General features: G+C 44.7%; 20 protein-coding genes. 11 read left to right on the top strand and 9 right to left on the bottom strand.

Annotation, left to right across the window (positions count from 1 at the left end; genetic code table 11):
* The first annotated feature begins 28 nt into the window (after positions 1-28).
* From queC to RH949_RS15325, 8 genes are all read left to right on the top strand, one after another.
* Positions 29-712, top strand: coding sequence for a 7-cyano-7-deazaguanine synthase QueC (gene queC, locus RH949_RS15360; RefSeq protein WP_446354283.1), 684 nt, complete (start codon positions 29-31; stop codon positions 710-712).
* Positions 713-989: 277 nt separating this feature from the next.
* Positions 990-2,333 (top strand): extracellular solute-binding protein, encoded by a 1,344-nt coding sequence (locus tag RH949_RS15355; RefSeq protein WP_446354281.1) that lies wholly within the window; start codon positions 990-992, stop codon positions 2,331-2,333.
* 18 nt (positions 2,334-2,351) lie between these two features.
* Positions 2,352-2,717: a Lin0512 family protein gene (locus tag RH949_RS15350; RefSeq protein ID WP_446354279.1), complete on the top strand. Its 366-nt coding sequence runs from the start codon at positions 2,352-2,354 to the stop codon at positions 2,715-2,717.
* A 274-nt stretch (positions 2,718-2,991) separates the two neighbouring features.
* Complete coding sequence (locus RH949_RS15345) at positions 2,992-3,381, top strand: nuclear transport factor 2 family protein (RefSeq protein WP_446354277.1); 390 nt, start codon at positions 2,992-2,994, stop codon at positions 3,379-3,381.
* A gap of 256 nt (positions 3,382-3,637) precedes the next feature.
* On the top strand, positions 3,638-4,204 hold the full coding sequence (locus RH949_RS15340; RefSeq protein WP_006103461.1) for a hypothetical protein: 567 nt from the start codon (positions 3,638-3,640) through the stop codon (positions 4,202-4,204).
* Between the two features lie 114 nt (positions 4,205-4,318).
* Positions 4,319-5,263 (top strand): SDR family oxidoreductase, encoded by a 945-nt coding sequence (locus tag RH949_RS15335; protein WP_446354275.1) that lies wholly within the window; start codon positions 4,319-4,321, stop codon positions 5,261-5,263.
* Positions 5,264-5,488: 225 nt separating this feature from the next.
* Positions 5,489-7,168 (top strand): vWA domain-containing protein, encoded by a 1,680-nt coding sequence (locus RH949_RS15330; protein WP_446354273.1) that lies wholly within the window; start codon positions 5,489-5,491, stop codon positions 7,166-7,168.
* A gap of 240 nt (positions 7,169-7,408) precedes the next feature.
* Positions 7,409-8,719 carry a serine/threonine-protein kinase gene (locus RH949_RS15325; protein WP_044209174.1) on the top strand — a complete coding sequence of 437 codons (1,311 nt, stop codon included), beginning with the start codon at positions 7,409-7,411 and terminating at the stop codon, positions 8,717-8,719.
* Positions 8,720-9,182: 463 nt separating this feature from the next.
* On the opposite strand, the gene RH949_RS15320 is transcribed toward RH949_RS15325, so the two are convergent.
* The 7 genes from RH949_RS15320 to RH949_RS15290 form a co-directional block, all read right to left on the bottom strand.
* Entirely contained in the window at positions 9,183-10,523 is a 1,341-nt protein-coding gene (locus RH949_RS15320) for a flavin-containing monooxygenase (RefSeq protein WP_446354376.1), read from the bottom strand.
* Positions 10,513-11,334, bottom strand: a complete 822-nt coding sequence (locus tag RH949_RS15315) for an SDR family NAD(P)-dependent oxidoreductase (protein ID WP_446354270.1) — start codon at positions 11,332-11,334, stop codon at positions 10,513-10,515. Before RH949_RS15315 ends, RH949_RS15320 begins: the two co-directional genes overlap by 11 nt.
* Positions 11,335-11,456: 122 nt before the next feature.
* A complete protein-coding gene (locus tag RH949_RS15310; RefSeq protein WP_446354268.1) occupies positions 11,457-12,446 on the bottom strand; it encodes an SDR family NAD(P)-dependent oxidoreductase in 990 nt (329 codons plus the stop codon).
* 11 nt (positions 12,447-12,457) lie between these two features.
* Positions 12,458-13,747: an alpha/beta hydrolase fold domain-containing protein gene (locus RH949_RS15305; protein ID WP_446354266.1), complete on the bottom strand. Its 1,290-nt coding sequence runs from the start codon at positions 13,745-13,747 to the stop codon at positions 12,458-12,460.
* A gap of 107 nt (positions 13,748-13,854) precedes the next feature.
* A complete protein-coding gene (locus RH949_RS15300) occupies positions 13,855-16,509 on the bottom strand; it encodes an EAL domain-containing protein (protein ID WP_446354264.1) in 2,655 nt (884 codons plus the stop codon).
* Positions 16,510-17,018: 509 nt separating this feature from the next.
* Positions 17,019-17,375, bottom strand: a complete 357-nt coding sequence (locus RH949_RS15295) for a hypothetical protein (RefSeq protein ID WP_044209179.1) — start codon at positions 17,373-17,375, stop codon at positions 17,019-17,021.
* A gap of 80 nt (positions 17,376-17,455) precedes the next feature.
* On the bottom strand, positions 17,456-17,707 hold the full coding sequence (locus RH949_RS15290) for a hypothetical protein (protein WP_446354262.1): 252 nt from the start codon (positions 17,705-17,707) through the stop codon (positions 17,456-17,458).
* A gap of 118 nt (positions 17,708-17,825) precedes the next feature.
* Between RH949_RS15290 and RH949_RS15285 the strand changes: the two genes are divergently transcribed.
* The 3 genes from RH949_RS15285 (at position 17,826) to RH949_RS15275 (ending at position 19,033) form a co-directional block, all read left to right on the top strand.
* Positions 17,826-18,062 carry a helix-turn-helix domain-containing protein gene (locus RH949_RS15285; RefSeq protein WP_446354260.1) on the top strand — a complete coding sequence of 79 codons (237 nt, stop codon included), beginning with the start codon at positions 17,826-17,828 and terminating at the stop codon, positions 18,060-18,062.
* A gap of 108 nt (positions 18,063-18,170) precedes the next feature.
* A complete protein-coding gene (locus RH949_RS15280) occupies positions 18,171-18,416 on the top strand; it encodes a helix-turn-helix domain-containing protein (RefSeq protein WP_446354374.1) in 246 nt (81 codons plus the stop codon).
* Positions 18,413-19,033 carry a BstXI family restriction endonuclease gene (locus tag RH949_RS15275; RefSeq protein WP_446354258.1) on the top strand — a complete coding sequence of 207 codons (621 nt, stop codon included), beginning with the start codon at positions 18,413-18,415 and terminating at the stop codon, positions 19,031-19,033. The genes RH949_RS15280 and RH949_RS15275 overlap by 4 nt, the downstream gene beginning before the upstream one ends.
* On the opposite strand, the gene RH949_RS15270 is transcribed toward RH949_RS15275, so the two are convergent.
* Together RH949_RS15270 and RH949_RS15265 are read right to left on the bottom strand one after the other, a co-directional pair.
* On the bottom strand, positions 19,006-20,088 hold the full coding sequence (locus RH949_RS15270; RefSeq protein WP_446354256.1) for a DNA-methyltransferase: 1,083 nt from the start codon (positions 20,086-20,088) through the stop codon (positions 19,006-19,008). The two genes, RH949_RS15275 and RH949_RS15270, sit on opposite strands and share 28 nt — an antisense overlap.
* Before the next feature lie 170 nt (positions 20,089-20,258).
* Positions 20,259-21,440 (bottom strand): RtcB family protein, encoded by a 1,182-nt coding sequence (locus tag RH949_RS15265; RefSeq protein WP_446354254.1) that lies wholly within the window; start codon positions 21,438-21,440, stop codon positions 20,259-20,261.
* Between the last annotated feature and the right edge of the window lie 50 nt (positions 21,441-21,490).

The following is a 21,490-nucleotide window of genomic DNA, read 5'->3' as shown; positions in this document are numbered from 1 at the left end:
TGACAAATAACAGATGACGGGGGTAAAGATGTCGAAAGCTGTAGTTTTATTGTCCGGTGGATTGGATTCGTCTACAGTTCTCTATCAAGCTAAGGCAGAGGGCTATGAGTGTTATGCGATATCCTTTGATTATCAACAGCGACATCAACGGGAACTCGAATCCGCGATCGCAATTGCTAAAGGTGCAGGTGTCAAAGACCATCAGGTGGTACGCTTTGACTTAAGCCAGTGGGGAGGTTCAGCCTTAACGGATGATACCCTTGATTTGCCCCAGACGCGATCGCTCCAGCAGATGTCCCAGAGTATTCCCATTACTTACGTCCCCGCACGTAATACCATTTTTCTCAGTTTTGGGCTATCCTACGCAGAAGCGATCGGGGCTACAGCCATCTATCTGGGTGTTAATGCGTTAGATTATTCCGGTTACCCCGATTGCCGTCCTGATTATATCCAAGCCATGCAGGAAGTCTTTCGCCTAGGCACAAAACAGGGGCGCGAGGGAGAACCGATTCAAATTATCACCCCGCTAATTCAGCTAAAAAAAACAGAAATTATCGAGTTAGGCAATAAACTGGGAGTGCCTTGGCACGAAACTTGGTCTTGCTATGCTGGGGATGAGGTGGCTTGTGGTGTCTGTGATTCTTGTCGCTTACGGCTTGCTGCTTTTGCTGAACTGGGACTAAATGATCCCTTGTCTTATAAACCGTTGTGAGTTTTGACGATTCACGTCGTTTGATGGCATAGATTTTAGTTTTAAATTAATGGATTTATTTGAGTTATCTAAGCTGTTTGGCATTTAAACCTTAATGTTAATCATGATGAAATCATTGTTGTAGTGTGAGCATCTTGCTCACTGCATTGAGCATCTGATTCGCTACCCATTTTCAATTTAAATCCCTAACAGCTTATTGCTTAATTCATGATCACAAACCGTTCTGTTCACACGGACATTCTAGTCGTAGGTGGGTTTTATGAAAACTAAGCAGCTTGTGAAAAGACTGGGGCAATTTATCCGACGACTTAATTCCCGTTCCATCTGGGTATTCGTTGCCGTTATCCAAGTTTTACTCTTAGTCCTCATCTATGTCTCCTGGCCCCCCACCCATTTAACCTTATTTGTCCCCGCAGACGAAGCCTCGGCTTGGCAGTCGTTAATCACGGATTTTCACCAACAATATCCCAAAATTCGGATTAATTTGAGAACGAGAACTAACCTAGCAGGTGACATAACCTATCGGCTGAAGGAGGATTTTGTTCGCGAGTGTCAAGCGGGAAATTCACTTTATGATTTAGTCTATACAGATATTATCTGGATGCCGGAGTTTGCTGCCAAGGGGTGTCTGGTTAATCTATATGAATGGACGGCTAAAGATACCCTCATAAACGAAGGATTTTTACCAAGTGCGATTGATGCAGGAGAATATAAGGGTAAGCTCTATCGGATGCCTTTGCGTTCAGATATTGGTCTCCTCTACTACCGCAAAAATTTACTGGGGAATACTCAGCCACCTGCCACCTTACAACAATTGACAGCCCTTGCTAAAAACTGGAAAAATCAAGGGAACTCTCAAGGCGTTTATTTATGGCAGGGATGGCGGTATGAAGGATTGGTGGCTACCTTTGTCGAGGTATTAGAAAGCTATAGCGGATTCTGGATTAAGCCGGAAAGTTTAGAGGTGGGATTGGATCAACCTGCGGCTGAACAAGCTGTCCAGTTTTTACTCAATACCATTCGAGATAATATTTCGTCGCCAGAAGTTATCTTATACAGCGAACAGGAATCATTGGAAACGTTTAACCAAGATCAGAATACGATATTCCTGCGCCAGTGGCCCTATGTATGGAACCAATTTACTGATCCCGCTAATATCGGTGTACAAGTCTTGAATCTTTCAAGCAATTCAACTAATAATAGTTTACGCCCAAGTGCCTGTAATGGGAGTTGGGGTTTAGGCATAGCGAAGAATTCAAAACATCAAGATAAAGCCTGGAAAGCGATTCAATATTTTACCAGTCAAGCGGCTCAGAAAAAGTTGATTTTAGAGAAAGGATATTTACCCAGTCGAGAAGCGTTATTTGATGACCCAGAAATTACCGCTAAATATCCCTATTTACCGTCCTTGAAAGAGGCAGTCAAAAATTCAATATTGCGTCCTCCCCTTCCTCAGTATGATCAAGCCTCTTTTATCTTACAGAAATATCTGAGTAAATTAATTACCAGAACCGCCCTTGCTCAACGAGTTGATAATAATGAGATAACCAGGTTGATGCAGGAAGCCGCCGATGAAACGCGCCAACTGTTAAAGTTAGATCCGATCGCGGTTCAACGTTGAGGTAATCAAGAAAGCACTATGACTCGCAAACGCTTAATTATTGAAATGGGTATGGGGGTAGACCAACATGGACAGGAACCCACTGTAGCTGCATCTAGGGCTGTGCGGAATGCGATCGCGCACAACGCCTTACCCGGTGTCTGGGAAGTTGCGGGTTTGAGCGATCCCAATCAAATGATTGTAGAGGTGCAAGTCGCCGTACCTTATCCGGAACAAGTGCGACAGGAAGAGGTTCTCGCCGTGTTACCCTTTGGGCAAAAATCACTCACCATAAAATCCGGGGGAATGGTGGTTCAAGGTCGAGCCATTCCTGAACTCAATGATAAAAATGACGAAATGCTAATTGCTGTTGCCGCCGTTACCGTTTTCGTGGAAACTGAATAGTTGAGTTAACTCAATCAAAATTAGGGAGTGAATACCTCCACGAGTTACCAACTCAATTCAGAGTCATTCATAAAGACAATATTAATTATCTGTAGGGTGGGTTAGGCGGAAGTTGAATTTGGGTAAATAACCCCTTAATTGAGATATCCGCCGTAACCCACCCATAAAAACTATAATTGTGTATTAAAATTGACTTTATCAATTATCCCTGAGTCTCAGTATTTCAATAATACCAATTTTACTCTAGACGTATTCAGCAATGGAGAATAAAACAATGTCAACAAAATCGATTGAAGCACTGGTCAGGACTTATTTTACCAAAGTGGCAGCGATGAATCCCGACGGTTGGCTAGACGACTTTGCCGAAGATGCCGTTAGTTATGATCCGGTAGGACAACCTCCCACAAAAGTTCATGAAGGATTTCAGGAATTTTTTGCCCAGCTACAGGGAGTATTTAAACAACTGGAATCGACAATCGAGCATATTTTTGTAGCGGGGAATGAAGCCGCCGTTAAGTGGACAATGCAGGGACTCAGTAAGAGTGACAAAACTATAACGTTTGAAGGAATCACCGTTTTTGAGGTGAATGAAGCGGGTAAAATCCAAAGCACTCGTGCTTACTGGAATCCCGCCGATATGATAGCGCAACTTAAAGGAGGGTGAATTGAGGGAATGGTTGTTGGTAATAAGCAACTCTATTGAAAGAACACAAATCATGAATTTAAAAGAACGGCACTGGGATAAGTTATTTGGTAATCTAACAACTAATGGAAGTGGTTAAATCTAACATGGTAAAAAAAAATTACAGCCGTTCAGAAGGTTAACTGCTAAAATCAAAATTCGCTTAGTGCATCGCAAAACCCACTGGACTCTGACTATTCAGGGATGGATAGTGACACTGATTTGTATACTTTCTCTCATGCTATTCACCCTCAACACTATCTATCCATTCCTGGCGGTTAACTCTCCCGTGGCGGCTGATGTCATGGTGGTGGAAGGCTGGATACCCGATTACGCCATTAAAGACGCGATCGCACGTTTCCAACGCGGGTCTTATAATTACCTAATTACCACGGGTTTACCTGTTACCAAGGGATATTATTTAGCCGAATACAATAATTTTGCCGAACTCACCGCCGCCACATTTATCACCTTGGGGTTTAACCCAGAACAATTAGTGGCTGTTCCCGCTCCCAATGTGATTAAACATCGGACTCAAGCTAGCGCCATCGCCCTACGGGAATGGTTATCGACATCCGAATTAGAGGTAAAATCGATTAATCTCTATTCGTTGGGACCTCATGCCCGTCGAAGCTGGATTATATTTAAAGCTGTATTGGAACCAAAAGTTCGAGTTGGTGTGATTGCGGCTGAACCTCAAGAGTATGATCCGCAACAGTGGTGGCAATCTAGCGAAGGAGTACGAACTATGATTGGGGAAGCGATCGCCTATCTCTATTCCCTGTTTGTCGATTGGCACACTTGAGTTTTATTTTGCTCCACACTACCACAAAATTGCCGTCCATTATCTAAACTATTTGCGATTACACAAGAGGATAGTTACATTGATTTTAGTAAATTTATCAATTTAAAGGCAGCTATGAATACCACAACTAATGGAAAAACCATCCTTAGCAATGATACTCATGAAATGGCAACGCAGGGTGCAGAGTCTCTTTTCTCGGAGCAGCCGCGCGGCGATGTTTTTAAGAAGATGGCAATTATCGGTTGTGGCTACGCGGGAACGGCTGTAGCTTGCCATTGGCAAAAACAGGGTCACTTCGTCAAAGTAACGACTACGCGGGAAGAGCGCGTTGCCGAACTTGAGGAAGTAGCTGATCAGGTTGTAATTATGCAAGGAAACGATGCTAAAGCTGTGCATTCTCTGGTACAAAACCAGGATATCTGTCTACTAAGTGTTGCTCCAATCAGCACTCGTCAGGTGGATGCAGAAGTCTATCGGGAAACCTACATTCCCACAGCGAAAAACGTAGTCGCCGCCTTGACGGAAACTGCCACGGTTAAGCAGTTAATTTACCTCAGCAGCTGCTCAGTCTACGGCAACAAGAATGGCGATTGGGTTGATGAAACTTCTGGGGTAGATACAGATAATGAATATAATCAAGTGCTGTATGAAGCCGAGCAGATTTTGTTAAATTCAGCCCCTGAAGACTTAAGCGTTTGTATCCTGCGATTGGGCGGAATTTATGGTCCGGGTAGAGAGTTAATTAAACGGTTAAGCCGCCTGGCTGGGAAAACTCTGCCTGGAAGTGGTGAAAGCTTTGCTTGTTGGATTCATTTGGATGATATTGTGACAGCGGTAGATTTTGCCTGTCAAAATAGACTCAATGGCATTTATAATCTGGTGAATAATTTACGCTGGACTAGCCGAGAATTGTGCGATTATGTTTGCGACAACCAAGGTTTAGAAAGAGTTATTTGGGATGCTACTAAACCCAGTTTTCGCGCTCTGAATGCACGGATCAACAATCAGAAGATTAAAGCGGCTGGTTACCCGTTGATTCATCCAGAAACGATTGTTTGAATCAATATTTAAGGGTAAGTGTCGAAAAAGAGCCAGACTCGTCATCTTGGTTGTAAGCCGCTAAGAAACCCGGAATCTTCTGGACTAATCATCTATGTTACAGTTTTGGCAACCACGGGATCGAATTCCCAGCCTCAATAGTAAAACAAAGAGGTAACAGCCAAAAATGTTTAGTTGTTAAACTTTTGTATAGAACAGACTGAGGCTCAGTCTGAAGGGGAAATCATGAAAACCAGACATAGAGCGATCGCAACTTTAGGACTAGCTGCTGTATTGGGAGCGCTTACCGTTGCTTGCGAAGGGGGAGAAGGAGGAAACTATACGTCTGAAGCTCCTAGCGAACAGGCTCCAATGAAAGTCTCACCCGAGGCAGCTTCCCTCCCAGAGACTCAATCAGATGCAGAGAACGCCCCAGCAACTAAATTCGCGCCGCAAGCCCAGCCATCACCCGGTTCCAACTCTCTTAATCGTCAAGTTCCCGAAGAATCTAACCGCGAAACCTACAGCACTATCCCAGAAAATCCCTTTTTAAAGACTAGCAGTAATCCCCTCTCTACGTTTTCCATTGATGTTGATGCGGCTTCGTATAGTAACGTGCGGCGCTTTATCAATGAGAATCGACTTCCACCCCCCAATGCGGTGCGAGTTGAAGAATTAATCAATTATTTTACTTACGATTATCCCCAACCTCAAGCAGATAAACCTTTTTCTATCACTACAGAAGTTGCCGAAGCACCTTGGAATTCCAAACACAAATTAGTTCACATTGGTTTACAAGGAAAAAGCATTTCTACAGAAAATTTACCACCCAGTAATCTGGTCTTTTTGTTAGATGTTTCCGGTTCCATGTCGGATGCCAATAAACTCCCCTTACTTAAAGAAGCATTCCGATTACTCGTTGACCAATTGCGAGACGAAGATAAGGTTAGTATTGTGGTCTATGCAGGGGCGGCGGGGACAGTGCTACCGCCAACACCAGGGAATCAGAAAGACACCATATTAGCAGCAATTGATAAACTCGAAGCTGGAGGATCAACGGCTGGAGGTCAGGGAATTAAGCTGGCGTATAAATTAGCGCAAGATAATTTTATCGAATCCGGTAATAACCGCGTGATTCTCGCCACCGATGGTGATTTTAATGTCGGTATCTCTAGCGATGAGCAATTGGTTAACCTGATTGAAGAGAAACGAGAGCAAGACATTTTCCTTACCGTGCTAGGATTTGGCACAGGGAATCTCCAAGATGCCAAGATGGAAAAAATCGCGAATAAAGGCAATGGCAATTATGCATATATTGACAATATCCTAGAAGCGAATAAAGTCCTAGTCAATGAAATCGGTGGAACCTTACTCACCATTGCCAAGGATGTGAAAATTCAAGTGGGATTTAACCCGGAAAAAGTTCAAGGCTATCGGCTAATCGGTTATGAAAATCGGCGACTGCAAAATGAAGCGTTTCAGGATGATAAAAAAGACGCGGGCGAGTTAGGTGCGGGTCATTCTGTTACCGCCCTCTATGAAATTATTCCCGTGGGCGTGAAGAGTGATGTCTCGTTATCGGATGTTGATATTGTAGACTCTCAACAGAAAACCGATGAATCGATGACATTTTCCGGGAATGAGTTAATGCAGGTGAAGTTACGATATAAGCAGCCGGATCAGGACACTTCTCAACTGATTACTGCACCTGTTGGGGATAAAGGATTAACCTTAGCCCAAGCCTCGAATAATTTTAAATTCTCGGCATCTGTTGCTGAATTTGGTATGGTATTGAGAGAGTCTCAGTATAAAGGGAATGGTAATCTTGATCATGTTTTACAGCTTGCTAGTCAATCTCAGGGGGCAGATTTAGATGGATACCGAGCCGAGTTTATTCGGTTAGTCAAGCGAGCAAAATCTTTATAAGTAGGTGGGCAAAATTAAAGTTAATGGTGGGGAGCGTCATTTGTCATTTGTCATTTGTCATTTGTTCAACTCGCGGAAAAGCCAGATCAAGTAAAGGGCGACCCAATTAAATTGAGTGGATACAGTTGTTTAGTTAGACAAGCGGGTCGCCCCTACATCAGCATTAACGGTGATGGGTCGCTTGTCAATATTTAACTGGCTTCAACTTGGATCAAAACTAAAAAAAATATTGATGTAGCCATGAATTCTATTATTCAAAACTCAAATAATAACTACCCCGAATTTTTCCAGCAAGGTTATCATATTCAGCGGGAATTGGGACACAACCGCAGTAGTGGGCGGGTAACGTACTTAGCCACTCATCACTCCACAGAACAATCGGTGGTGATTAAACAATTTCAATTTGCCAAAACGGGTGCGAATTGGTCAGATTTTGACGCCCATGAACGGGAAATTACTCTGCTGCAACAATTGGATTGTCCTAGTATTCCTCAGTACCTGGATGCATTTGAAACGCCGGATGGCTTTTGCTTAATTCAGGAATACAAGCAAGCCCCCTCTTTAGCCGTTCCCCAATCCTTTACCCCAGAGGAGGTTAAACAAATTGCGATCGCACTCTTGGAGGTGTTGGTTTACCTACAACAGCAAGTTCCGCCGATTATACATCGAGATATTAAGCCGGAAAATATTTTAGTTGAACGTTCCCCCCAGATTAAGGTTTATTTAGTCGATTTTGGTTTAGCGCGTGCGTTTGGGGATGATTTGGCGGCGAGTAGTGTGGTGAAGGGAACGTTAGGATTTATGCCACCGGAACAGATGTTTAATCGCCAACTCACGGAAGCGTCTGATTTATATGGTTTAGGGGTAACGCTGATTTGTTTACTAACTCAAACTAAATCCGCTGATATTGGCAATTTAATGGATGAAGATTGTCGAATTAACTATAAATCCCTGGTATCGGGTTTGAATCCTCAGTTTATCACCTGGCTGGATAAAATGGTCGCACCTAAATTGCGCGATCGCTTCCCCAATGCGGCGACGGCGCTGGCGGAATTGTTACCGATTGATGGGGTGGGAAATTCGCCAACTTCGGATCAGTTTCAGTTACTCCAGTCTGGAATTACGCCGATGTTGGTATTGAAACTGGGAGTATTGGCGGTGATGGGTACAGGTTTCGCGATCGCGTCTCGGATTACTAATCCTGTGCGGTTAGTAGAGACGCGCCATGGCGCGTCTCTACCTGAAATCCAGCAATTGCAGCAAACGGGTGAATGTGCTGGATGTAATTTGAGTGGCGCTGATTTGAGGGAAATGGATCTGAGAACCGTTGACTTGAGAGAGGCTAATCTGAGTGAAGCTAACCTCCAAGGGGCGAATTTGCAAAGTGCTAATTTAGAGAATGCCAATTTGAGAGAGGCGAATTTGATTGATGCAGATCTTAAGGGCGCTTACCTAAGAAACGCTGATTTAACGGCGGCAAATCTGACAGATACTCAGCTTGAGAGTACGGATCTCAGAGGTGCGATTATGCCTGGTAATTTTACCCCATAGATAAGCCCCATAGAGCAAGTCTACCGTAAGGATTTAGTCCCCGGCAGTACATCTGAACTGGGGAAACTTCAGTTTAAATCAGGCTTTGAGCGACATTGGTATAGCGCTACGCCCTAGGCTTTCTTGCAATAGGCAATAGGCAATAGTGAAGACAAAAGCTTACCTGAAAAGGGATTGACCCTTCGACCCTTCGGCACACTCAGGGCGTCGCTTCGCGGCAATTGAGCCTGTCGAAATTCAGGGTCAAAGCGATTTTAATTTTTCTTGATTTTGTCCTAACGTGTGTGCGTAGTGCTATATCTCCAAAGATGAAGTAGAGACGCGCCATGGCGCGTCTCTACAATGGTGTCGAACTTGTCCCCCCGTGAGGTTGTTCAGTTATTTCACCCATGGCTGAATTTAGTCCCTAAACGCGCCCCTACAACTGGGGATAAATCCATTGAATTTTTCTGCCTTTTTTCTGTCATTGTTTAGCCGGGAGTGAACGGTTCTCAAAGTTAGGATATTTGGCATCAACTTGATCCGCTTTTTTAGCAATCCAGTTAAAGAAAAAATGAGCCTGTTTTAACTGCCTAAAAATTTGCTGCGGATCAGATAAATGCGTCGTTGGTAACTCTTGTCCCATTTCTTTAAACACCAACCCTAGCGGCACATTAATTTCATCCTGGAGTTGCAGACAACGGGTAAAATAGGGACCGTAAGCCGCTATCAATGAGCCAACTCCGCCCCGCGCTTGTCCCCAGCCAATGTAATAGAGTCCCTTGTAATCCTCAATAAACGAGCTACCATAACATTTAACCACAGATCCTTCAACGCGCTGAAGTTCCTCTGGTAAGAAGGGATAGGCAACATGATAGCCAGTAGCACAAACAATTAAATCAAATTCCTGCTCACTCCCATCGACAAACTCGACTTTTTTTCCCTGAAGCCGACGCACCCCAGGCTTGGCAAGAATCCGACCATGTTTAATATAATACGGCACTTCATTATTTAACGTGGGGTGTTTCTCAAAAATGCGATGGTTCGGTTTAGATAAACCATAGTCTTGATGATTTCCAAATGTCAGACGGATGATTCCGTACATCGCCAGCCGTTGTAACCATTCTGGCATCCACCATCGCACTAGATCAGCCGTCGGGACTCCAGCAAATGTTTTAGGAATAAACCAGACGGATTCACGCATACTTAAAACACTTTTCAGGCTTACCCGTGCGGCTTCGGCGGCAATATCACAGGCTGAATTTCCACCACCGATCACTAGCACCCGTTTACTCCGAAGTTGATCCGGTGTTTTGTAATCTTTAGAATGAATAATTTCCCCGTGAAATTGTCCCTCAAATTTGGGAAACCGTTTGCACCAATGATGTCCGTTACACAGTAATACGCCTTTATAAATTCGTTGTTCTCCATTGGCAAAGGTAACTTCCCAGAGATTGTTTTCAATGGGTCGAACATACTCAACAGTACGATTGAGTTCAATCGGCTCTCGTAACTGAAAATGATCGGCAAAACGATTCAGATAATCCCGGATATGTTCAGCGCTGGGGAAATCTGGATAATCATCAGGCATGGGAAAATGAGTAAATTGGGTAATAGTCCGGGATGAAATAATATGGGCAGTTTCATAAACCCCGTGATACCAATTACCACCGATATCATCACTCCCATCCACCTGATCATAGGCAATACCCGCCGCTTTTAGGGCTTGAGCCATACCCAATCCCACAAACCCTGCGCCGAGAATCAACTGCTTGTGACTGGTATTAACCTGCTGTACTGTTGAGCGAGAATGACTAACTTGCACCACGATTTAATCTTTTGGCAAACTCATTACTGATCCAGTCTAATAAGCCAGGACTGTATCGTTTGAAAAATTGGACATTTTGCGCGATCGCATCCGGGAAAACGTGCAGTCGATCCCGCTGAATGCCTTGAAGCGTCGCCGCCATCACCTTCACTGGATCAGTTGTCCAGGATTCAGGCACACCTTGATGTCCCTCAGCGAGTGTGCCATACCGTTTTGCTTGCAGAATGGGGGTACGGCTAAAAAATGGATAAACGGCTGTCACTTTGACATTGTAGTCCTTGACTTCATTGAATAGCCCTTCACTAAATCCCCGTAACCCATATTTACTGGTAGAATAATGGGTCAATCCTGCAGGTGCAAACCAACCCGCGACGGATGAAATATTCACAATATGCCCTTTTTGACGCGCAATCATATCCGCCACAAAAAAGGAACTTAAACGCATTGGTGTGATTAAGTTCACCTGCATCAACCGTTCCCATGCCGGTGCTGGAACTTCGTCCATGCGACCAAATACGGCAATTCCAGCATTATTAATCAAAATGTCAATCGGCATATCCAGGGCTTTGACCTGATGATACAGCGCTTCACAGCCCTCGCCAGATGACAAATCAGCCTCAAAGCAAGCCATTACCTCCCCCGTGGCGACTTGACGCTGAATATCCGCCACCCGTTGATGTAGCCCGGTTTTATCCAAATCCGTTAAGATTAAGCGGCTACCCGCCATCAATAACTGTCGGGTTAACTCTTGTCCAAAGCCACCGGCGGCACCGGTAATCAGGACAACGGCTGAGCTTAGCTGGGTCATCTGTTTATTTTAGTAGGTTTGTCATTAGTCATTAGTCATTAGTCATTAGTCATTAGTCATTAGTCATTAGTCATTTGCTTCCCCAGCTTCCCCAGCTTCCCCAGCTTCCCCCACCACAACACTTATTCAGCAGCTCCTATTTTCGGTGAGCTGAGTGATTTTAGCAGTAGCAGTGACCAAGGTACATTAATATTAGGTACCAGCCAGGGGTATTTTCTCAGGGCGGGAAAAACTAGAGGAAGCAGGAAGCGCAGAGATCGTAACGATACAGGACGTTCCCCGTTTTTGTCTACCAATCCATAGTGTTTAGCCAACTCCGCCACAATCTGCACCCGCCCGGTTCGTCGCATCACCGTGGAATCCGTAGCTAGCGCCGCAATCACCCGTCCGGTGAGTAAGGGGGTTTCCCAGTTGTACCTCTCTTTTATGGCTGAGTTTTTCGGGTCAAGCCCTGCACTTTCATCCATATTGGCAGCAAACTGAGTAAACTTTTCCGTCCCCACAATTCCGGGCCAAATTGACAGGGATACAATGTTCTGGGGTTTGAGTTCAATCGCCATATCTGCCGCTAGGCGATCGCACGCTGATTTACCTGCACCGTAGGGAGGACTAAAAATATAGGATAAACTACCCCAAGACGAGATAGTACAGATAAGTCCTTGCTGATGCGGGGTCATCATCCGGGCGGCAAAAATACTGGCGACATAGTGGCTCCGCAGCCCGACATTATTGCAAGCATCCCACAAATTCGGTTCACTCTCCCAGAACGGCTTTCCTGAAGCATCTGTTAAGGCTTGTACCCCGGCGTAAGCATTATTAACCAGCAGATCAAGTTGTCCTTGTTCATCCTGGATACGCTCAAACAGCAAACGCACTTGCTCATCGTCACTGTGATCCACTTGGATGGGAATACAGACGCCACCAACTTCCTCAACGGCGGATTGGGTTTCCTGGAGACTCCCAGATACACCATCATCAGAGGTTGAACGCTCCAGGGTGCGCCCTGTAATATAGACTGTCGCCCCAGCTTCACCCAGCGCGATCGCAATTCCCTTACCTAGACCTCGCGTTGCGCCTGTGACTACTGTGATTTTACCCTCAAGGTGTTTCATAATTGTTTTTTTCAAGAAGACTTCAACGCCCAAGCCAGAAATCGCTCCGTGTAGTATAATGCCAACTGATTACTCACGCCATTAAAAACTGCATCAAAGGCATGTTCAGCCCAGGGAATTTCTAACCAAACAGCACAATTATCAGCCGCTTGTAATTGCTCGTAGAGTTGGCGTCCAAACTTTGCCTTAATGATATGATCTCGACCCGCGTAAACCAATAACGTAGGCGGCAGATTAGATTTAACATAACGAATCGGAGAAGCTTCCAGATAAAGTTCTGGTACTTCATCCGGTGTTCCGGCTAAAAAGGCGCGGAGAATCGCCCGAATGTTGAGCGGGTCAGGAAAAGGCAAGTCATAGTATCCTTCTTTTAAATCTACAGGTCCGTAGTAATTCACCACAGCCCGAATCGGAATTGTATTTAGATGATAAGCTGCAAGTGCTGCCAGTTGCGCCCCTGCCGATCGCCCCATGAGAGCAATTCGTTCCGGATCAATTTCTAACTCATGAGCATGGCTTTGAATATAGGATAAAGCTGCCTGTACATCCTCCAGTTGAGCCGGAAAGTGGTATTGGGGAGCATGACGGTAATCAATCGCGATCACAGAGTAGCCCTGATTTGCCATGTATCGGTTAAATGTCTCATTGTTATCGGCAGTTCCAACTTGCCACGCCCCCCCATAGATGGTAATAATAGTTGGATATTTACCAATTGTTAATGGTCGGTAAACATTGAGTTTAAGGTTTACCCCATCCGGCTGAGAAAATATAATCCCTCGGTCAATACGAACCTCCGCGATCTGCTGAAAGCAGCAGCGCTTCGCTATCGCAATCCCCCGAAACGCATCGGCTAAACTAAAAGGCTGAGGACGCATGGGTGTCGGTGCATCCGGAGTAATTGTTGCCCAATCCTCTAAACCCAGATCCCTCTGCATTTGAGCCGCGATTCGTGCATTCACTCCTGGAAACTGAATTAACGGCAAAAGGCTGAGGATTAAACCAATCAGACTACAGATTACGGCAAAATTGTCAAGCCCCCCTTCTTGTAAATTTAAGATAGCCAGTATTAGTGCGATCGCATTCACACCCAGCAGCCAAGGACTCGCTTCTGGTGCAGCCACGGCTAGCGGTAACATCCAAAACGTAGGCGCTGGGACAATCACCCAGAGACTCAGAAACAATCCGACTCCACTCAGGAACAAAGGAAAAAACAGCGAGAGTAGGACTATGCCTAACAAAACCAGTGCTGTTTTCCCTTGGATGCTTTGCTGTGTGCTTTTGTCCCAGTTAGCTTGAAGCATGGGATGAGAAATCGAGGATTACATTCTCATCCTATATCTACTATGTACAACGAATACAATTCCAGACATAAAAATTCGCCTCATGTCAGAAAACGGTGATAAGATTATTATCTTATATCATTCTCTATAGATACAGAATTTTTGACTTCATTTTTAACGCTCACTGAACGACTAATCTGACGCTCTAACTGAACCGATTTTCCTCGAAGTAATTTTATAGCGCCATCACTGTCTACAGGTTTTGAGAATAAAAATCCTTGACCATAGTGACATTGTAATGCCACTAAAGGCGACACCTGTTCCAATAACTCAATTCCCTCAGCGACTACATCCATACTCATGGTTCGGGCGAGGGTGATAATCGCTTGAACAATTTCCGAGTTTTCACCTAACGCCCCAATCCGACTGATAAACGAGCGATCAATTTTTAGCGTACTAATCGGAAAATTATGCAGGCGACTTAAGGAGGAATAGCCAGTGCCAAAGTCGTCAATACACAGATGAATTTGCCGTTTTTTCAATTCCAACAGTAAGTCTTTGACCAGTTCCGGATTATCGATGACCACACTTTCGGTAATCTCCAACTTTAAACTACCAACTGCAATATTAGTTTCCTCTAATATTTGGTCAATTTGCGCCAATAAATCCGGTTGCGTAAACTGTTTACAGGACAAATTCACATTCATTGTCAAGGGTTGGGGACTTTGAAATTGCTGCTGCCAAATACTGAGTTGGCGACAAGCTTCCCGCAGTATCCACCACCCCATGGGAATAATTAATCCGGTTTCTTCGGCGATGGGAATAAACTCGGCGGGAAAGACTAACCCGCGTTGCGGATGTTGCCAACGTAATAACGCTTCAAAGCCGGTAATCTGATGAGTGAGTAGGGAGACAATGGGTTGATAATGGACTTGAAATTCTTGCCGTTCGATCGCACGCCGCATATCTGTTTCTAGCTGTAATCGATCAACCGTGGGACTCAACATCTGGTTATCAAAGATGGCATAGCCCGGTTTCCCTTGGGAACGGGCGCGATGCATGGCGGTATTGGCGTTACGGAGTATGTTTTCAGCCGATAAAACCTGGCGATCGCGATTCGTATTTAGGGCAATGCCAATGCTGGTTGTCATGAACACGTCCCGCCCTTCAAGATTAAAGGGTAATGTCAAGGTTTGCTCAATTGCATCTGCCACTTGAATGGCATCACAAACCCCCTGAATCCCCTCTAGCAGGATAGCAAACTCATCACCACCCAAACGGGCAACGGTATCCGTGGGACGCAAGCAGTTTTGTAAGCGCTGTCCAAACTCTTGCAGCACTTGATCCCCTAAATGGTTCCCCAAACTTTCGTTCACGACTTTGAAGCGATTGAGATTGAGTAACACCACGGCAAATCGATAGGATGGAGAATCTCGGTTCTCTCCTTGACTCGGTTGGGCGCGTCGTCCGGCTTGCTGCAAGCGATCCATGAATAAGGCGCGGTTCGCTAGTCCGGTGAGGCGATCGTAAAAGGCATTAAACAATAATAGTTCTTCTGCTCGTTTGCGATCGGTGATATCTAAGGCATAAATGCGAATGCATTCAATTTCGGGAACGTAGTGCAGGACTTGTTCGTAAACAATTTCCCCAATTTTCACCTCGCGCCTCAAGGAACTTTGCTGCTGCATCAATCGAATCATCGAGGGCATTTCTGCCAAAAATGGATGTTCAGCTTCACTATCTAATAATTCGGGCAACAAGCGCATGGCTTCTGGGTTAAGATAACGCACACGTCCGGCTAAATCAATTTCGACAATGGGATTGGGAGTCAATAGGGGAAACGAGGCTAAACGGGCTGTTTCTTGATGGGTGAGACAATGTTCATTTTGATCCCGTCCGATGGCAAACAAGAAGTCAAGTTCACCGCTTTTCTTAAAAACCTGTTGGCTACGCCATTCTACCCAAAGTTCTTGACCCTCTTTGGTCAGGACTCCGGTTTGATGTACAGTGGGCGATTTTAATTCTGATTTTTCCTCACGGGTTTTGATTAATTTGGCAAAGGGTTTGCGGTCAACATCTCGAATAAACTTGGTCACAAAATCTGTTCCCCTCACTTCATCCAGGGTATAACCCAACGTTTCCAATAATCTGGGATTCATCATCCGAGTTTTTCCCTGGGGGTCAATGGCGACAAAAAAGCCACCGTGGGTTTCGACTAAATTTTGATTAAATTCTTGTTGCTGGTGCAGTTGTTCGGTTAATTGTTGGCGTTCCATCACCAACCCCAACTGCATTGCGATCGCACTCACCCATTCCATCCATTGGCGATCGCCAGGATGAGAGTGGCGGGTAAAAAATGTTAAAACAGTGAGTACCCGATCATCGAGGAGAATCGGGATAGCGCCTCCAGCTTGAAACTCTTGCGGCTGATCCGTGGCGCTAAGCAGAGTGAATTCGGCATCCGGATCAATCCTATTTGGCTTGGTTTGGTCAATCCATTCTGGTTGTTTTGATTTCCAAACCCGTCCAGGTAAACCGATATTGGGAGAAAATGTTAATGTTTCTCTGGTGTGTCGAAAGGATTGCAGCTTAGACGGATCACCAGACCAAGCTTGGCTACAGGTTAAACTGTGAGAATTAGGCGTCGGCAGCCATGCTTCACCATAATCCCAATGGGTCACTTCACAGACGCGATGCAGCACTAAATCCAATGCTGAGTGAAGATCTGGAACCTTGGCGATTGCCGGAATCAGAGATTGCAACAGACGGAATTGTTCGGACATGCACTAAAATCCTTTTATCATAGATGCTTTCACGGAGCGCGATCGCGATCGATAGTGATATCGATGGGAATAATCGCACTTGTTTGATGCTCTACGATAGATGCAGCCCTTACATCCAGCCTTAGCCAGAAGATTTTTGGGCAATAAGTCGGTTGGGTCAGATCTAGAGTCTCTAAATGTCTGAGTCCTGACGGGGAAACGTTCTGTCTAGTTCCTAGCTGTCACTGACCTGGAACATCGCCGTTGTTTGGTTATTGGCTCGGCGATCGCTCCTTATTTTGACTTAGCCCACCATTTGCTTATTTTCTATTCTTATGAATAATTCAGTATTTCTTTGTATTTTTAATCACTGGGCCAATTGATTTACATCACAATGTCTTTGTGATTTTTATACATAAAATCGCCTAAATTCTCCTAACTTAAACCGGGCATAAATCCTAAGTTTGATGAACCGAAACGGCGGAACGATGGTGTTTAATACTTAAAGAAAATTAATCCTATTACCTCAATTATATCACCATTGAACGTTTAGATAACTGGGTGTAGCGTTGCTGGTATATAGCTTGAAGCCGATCCCAGACCTGTTTTGTATACCGTTGGGCTTCTTGCTGAATCAATGACCAGAGAAGGTTTAGGGCTTCTCGGTTGGGACAGAAGCGGATCAAAGTACGGCACGCCGCGATCCATTGTTCGAGGTTTCGATAACTCACAAAATAACCGCCCCGTCCTTGAATATGTACCCAAAGAACATTGTGCCATTTTTCCCAGTTGAGAATACGCCAGGGATCAATGTTCAAGTATTTAGCGATTTGGTTGAGAGTGATGACAAAGGTTTGGGGATTAATACGGTGTCGGATTCGCATCATGGCTATTTTTGGGTTTTCGATGGGGTTTGACTTTTCCCCCTTCCCGAATTGAGAAGGAGGTTAGAGGTGAGATCTATTCATTAATCGATACGAAGGCGGCGGTAGAGAACACTCATCACTTCGCCCGGATTCTGGGTGGGTTGGGGTTTACTCCACTCGCTGACGTGGGCGTAGCCGAGGCGATAGAAGGTATGAATGGTGCGGGTGACGCCTTGAGGTGAACTGATAACGATCACTTTTAGAGGCTGTCGGTTGTCTGGCGGGGGCGTAGATGGTAGAGGGGTTGCAGGGTTGGGAGTTGGAGAGGAGTCGCGGATAAAGTCTTCAGTCATTGGAGTTGTCCTAATTTTTGTGGCTTATGTTCATAAAAACGAACACAAAGTCAGTTTAGCACAAAGTTCATAACTATGAACATTTACTGAGTCATAAGCCTCTGACACTATAGAAACCATGGGAAAAGCAGGTGAAGCGCTAAGGCAGGTATTGCAGACGTACAAAATCAGCCAAAATAAATTGGCGGTGACAATGGGTATTGGTCGATCAACGGTTCACTACTGGTATCAAAACACTCAAGATCCGTCCGCTGAGACAGTTTTGGAAATCAGAAAGGCACTGCGGAAGATTGATCCGGCGGCGGCGCAAGAGTTTATTCGGCTGTATTTGGATGAGTCAGATGAGGATGAATAGTAGTTTTGGGAATTAAGCGATCGCCCATGTCCATTTTGTTACTCATAGTATACAAAGAGTTATTTATTGTATGTAGACTTATTGTCTGCGCTCCCTAAAAATTATGCTGTGAGGCAAGATAGCAAACCAGATATTAAACAGCGCTTTGGCAAAGCGATAAGACGACGTCGGCGAGAATTAGATTTTTCTCAAGAGGAACTTGCTGAAAAAGCTGACCTTCACCGCACTTACATCTCAAGTATTGAAAGGGGGAGTCGCAATCCCTCATTAGAAAATATTGAAAAGCTAGCTAAAGCACTAAATATATCTGTTTCTGCTCTCTTTACTAATTACGGCATTGAGGTAGAAGAGTGAAGGCTAAAAAAACTAAGCTAAGCTACAAACTTGGACTGCCAGAAGCCATAGCGATGAAAATCTACAAGACCAGTCAAACAAGGGGAGCTGAAAAAGATACTGTATACCAAAATCGTGTAAAGAGATGTAATACCGTCCTAATCCCAATCAGTTCTTGGAACAGTAACTTTCTTCAACCAGAAGGTGGATTCGAGAAGGGTTATATCGTTCTTGCTTCTCCAGAAGATTACTTTTCTGATAATCCTCCAGAGCCTCATCCCGATTTACCCAACGACCTAGAGCTTGGCAGAAATTTATTAGTTCTTTATGAAACAAGATATCACTGGAATAATTACCCTCCGAGTCAGTACGATTGGTCTCCGGCAACTTCCCGAACTCCACCACTTGGCGGACAATACATTGCTCGTGTACCCGACACTACCCGTTCTGACGACTTTCAGATAAGACATGGATATACAGGCAAAAAGACGGGAGGTCAAGGGGCAGGAATCCGCGTCTATGAGTATGCTTCTTCTCAAGAGATAGAGGCAACTAAGTATCAACTATCTTTTTTGGCTTGGCGAACAGAGGGGATTATGGATATGGCTCGTCAAGAAGGCATATCGAACAATAGCTGAAATAAGGGTTCTTTCTGCCAATCAAAGGCTGATTTCTTAACTTCTGGTAATAACTCAGATGGCTCGGAACACCGTAGAGCAATTTTGTGACACCAACGCTCCTCAATTTCAACGAGAATGGCTTTACGCCCTAACATTTTGGCAGCTTGTCCCACAACACCTGAGCCAGCAAAGCAATCCAGAACGACGTCACCTGGATAAGAACTGGCTTTGATAATATGTGTAATTAGATCTAGGGGCTTTTCCGCTGGATGTTTACCCGGATAAGGTTTGACTGTAGGGAAATCCCAAACATCCGTGTAGGGGATATTAGCTGTTACACAGAAAGGTCTGATTATTTTCTCGTAATCAGGCAGTTCGGGAACTTGGGAACTGAGTTTAGCAAATACTGATTTTAGTTTTTGATATTGCTCAGGACTTGGGATATTCCTGCCAGTTTCCCAATTGGATACCGCACCACCGTGATTTACGCTACCATACTCACCAATAGCTTCTGTTAGTTGAATTGTAGATAGTCCTGCTGCCAAGCGAGTTTTTCTAAGTAAGCTGCCAAAGGCGGATAATGAAGTGGTAGCAGCAGAGCGAGATGAGCATCTTCGAGTAGCCTGTTTAGGCTCTTCTGGGGATGCTGACTCAGCAAAAATAATCCGCTCAGAATGTAAATACCAACTGCGTAGACTTTCCTTGTTTGTTTTCTGCTTCCATCCGTCATACCCTGGAGCATTGGGCTTTGTCCAGGTGATTGAAGCGAGTACATTAAATCGTTCAGCTAACATCACCTCAATTCTGGCTGCCATCTTGAGAGAGGCACAACAGTATAGGGAACCGTTGGGAGCTAACACCCGTTGCCATTGCTCTGCTATAGTGTCTAACCAGTTAAGGTAATCTTGGTCATGTTTAAAGTCTTTGTCACCCGTAATGTTGGCTTTTTTTGTCGAATGATAAGGTGGATCAGTAAGGATAAGATTAACTGAATCATCAGGTAGCAAGCGCAGTGTATCTAAGCAATCTCCGTGATAGAGAGTGACTTGAGGAGATTTTAGGTAAATTTTCATTCTCAAAGGAAACGTTTGTCATGTCTACACTCATCCGATTTTAACTCGAATCTTGATCATTGAGTCTGTGTTAGCCACAACTTATAGTTGTCTAGCATGAGGTAAGCTTCTAAAAATAGAAAAGCGAATTTGATACCAACAAATAAGGTGGGCAATGCCCACCCGAAAAATCAACCTTTCACGCAAACTACCTGCTTTAGCGTCGCCACCACCTCCACCAAATCCGCTTGATTATTCATCACTTCATCGATGGGTTTATAAGCGCCGGGAATCTCATCCAAAACCCCGCCATCCTTGCGACATTCAACCCCTTGAGTTTGTGTCACCAAATCATCCAGGGAAAACTGTTTCTTTGCCTTTTTCCGAGACATTAAACGCCCTGCGCCATGGGAGCAACTGCAATAACTTGCATGATTCCCTTTCCCTTTGACAATAAACGATTTTGCCCCCATCGAACCGGGTATAATCCCGTAATCCTCTTCACGCGCCCGTACTGCACCCTTGCGCGTCACATACACGTCTTCACCGAAATGGACTTCTTTCTCGGCATAATTGTGATGGCAATTTACCTCTAACAAGGGCTTGATTGGCTTACCGCCCGCCAAATGTTGTTCCACAATTCGCTTAAAACGCGCCATCATCACATCGCGATTATAACGGGCATAATTTTGCGCCCATTGTAAATCTCGCCAGTAGGCGGCAAATTCTGGAGTTCCGGCGATAAAGTAGGCTAAATCCGGATCAGGTAAGCGATTTTCGGCTAGTTTGGCTAATTCTTTCGCCGTGCTAATATGGCATTGCGCCAAGCGATTGCCAATATTCCGAGAACCAGAATGTAGCATTAACCACACTGAATCCTCTGTATCGAGGCACACTTCAATAAAGTGATTTCCACCACCCAGAGAACCCAACTGCTTCATCGCTTTTCCTTGCACATCCTGCACCCCGCGATGTAAGTCTTTGAAATGAGTCCAGCCTTGCCAATTGCTGGCATCTTTTTCTACCTCTTTATTTTGGTTAAATCCCAGAGGAATGGCGGCTTCAATATCTAAACGAATTTTCTTGAGTTTGCCCTCAAGTTGTTCCGCCACAAATGGCGTTTTAATCGCTGCCATTCCACAGCCAATATCAACTCCCACAGCGGCAGGAATAACCGCATCTTTGGTGGCAAGAACAGACCCAACTAATGCGCCTTTGCCTAAGTGAACATCTGGCATTAACGCCACATGTTTAAACACAAACGGTAAAGATGCTACATTTTTTGCCATCTGGGTTTCATCATGACTTAAATCATGATTTGCCCAGGATAAAACGGGCTTATCTGTGGACAGTTTCAGTTGTTCGTAAGGCATAAATATGCGCCTCTAGCGCTAAATAACATCAATATACTACGAGTATAATA

Origin of the sequence: Coleofasciculus sp. A1-SPW-01, assembly GCF_040217205.1 — a bacterium.
GTDB lineage: Bacteria > Cyanobacteriota > Cyanobacteriia > Cyanobacteriales > Coleofasciculaceae > Coleofasciculus > Coleofasciculus chthonoplastes_A.
This window is presented reverse-complemented; position numbering and strand designations above follow the sequence as displayed.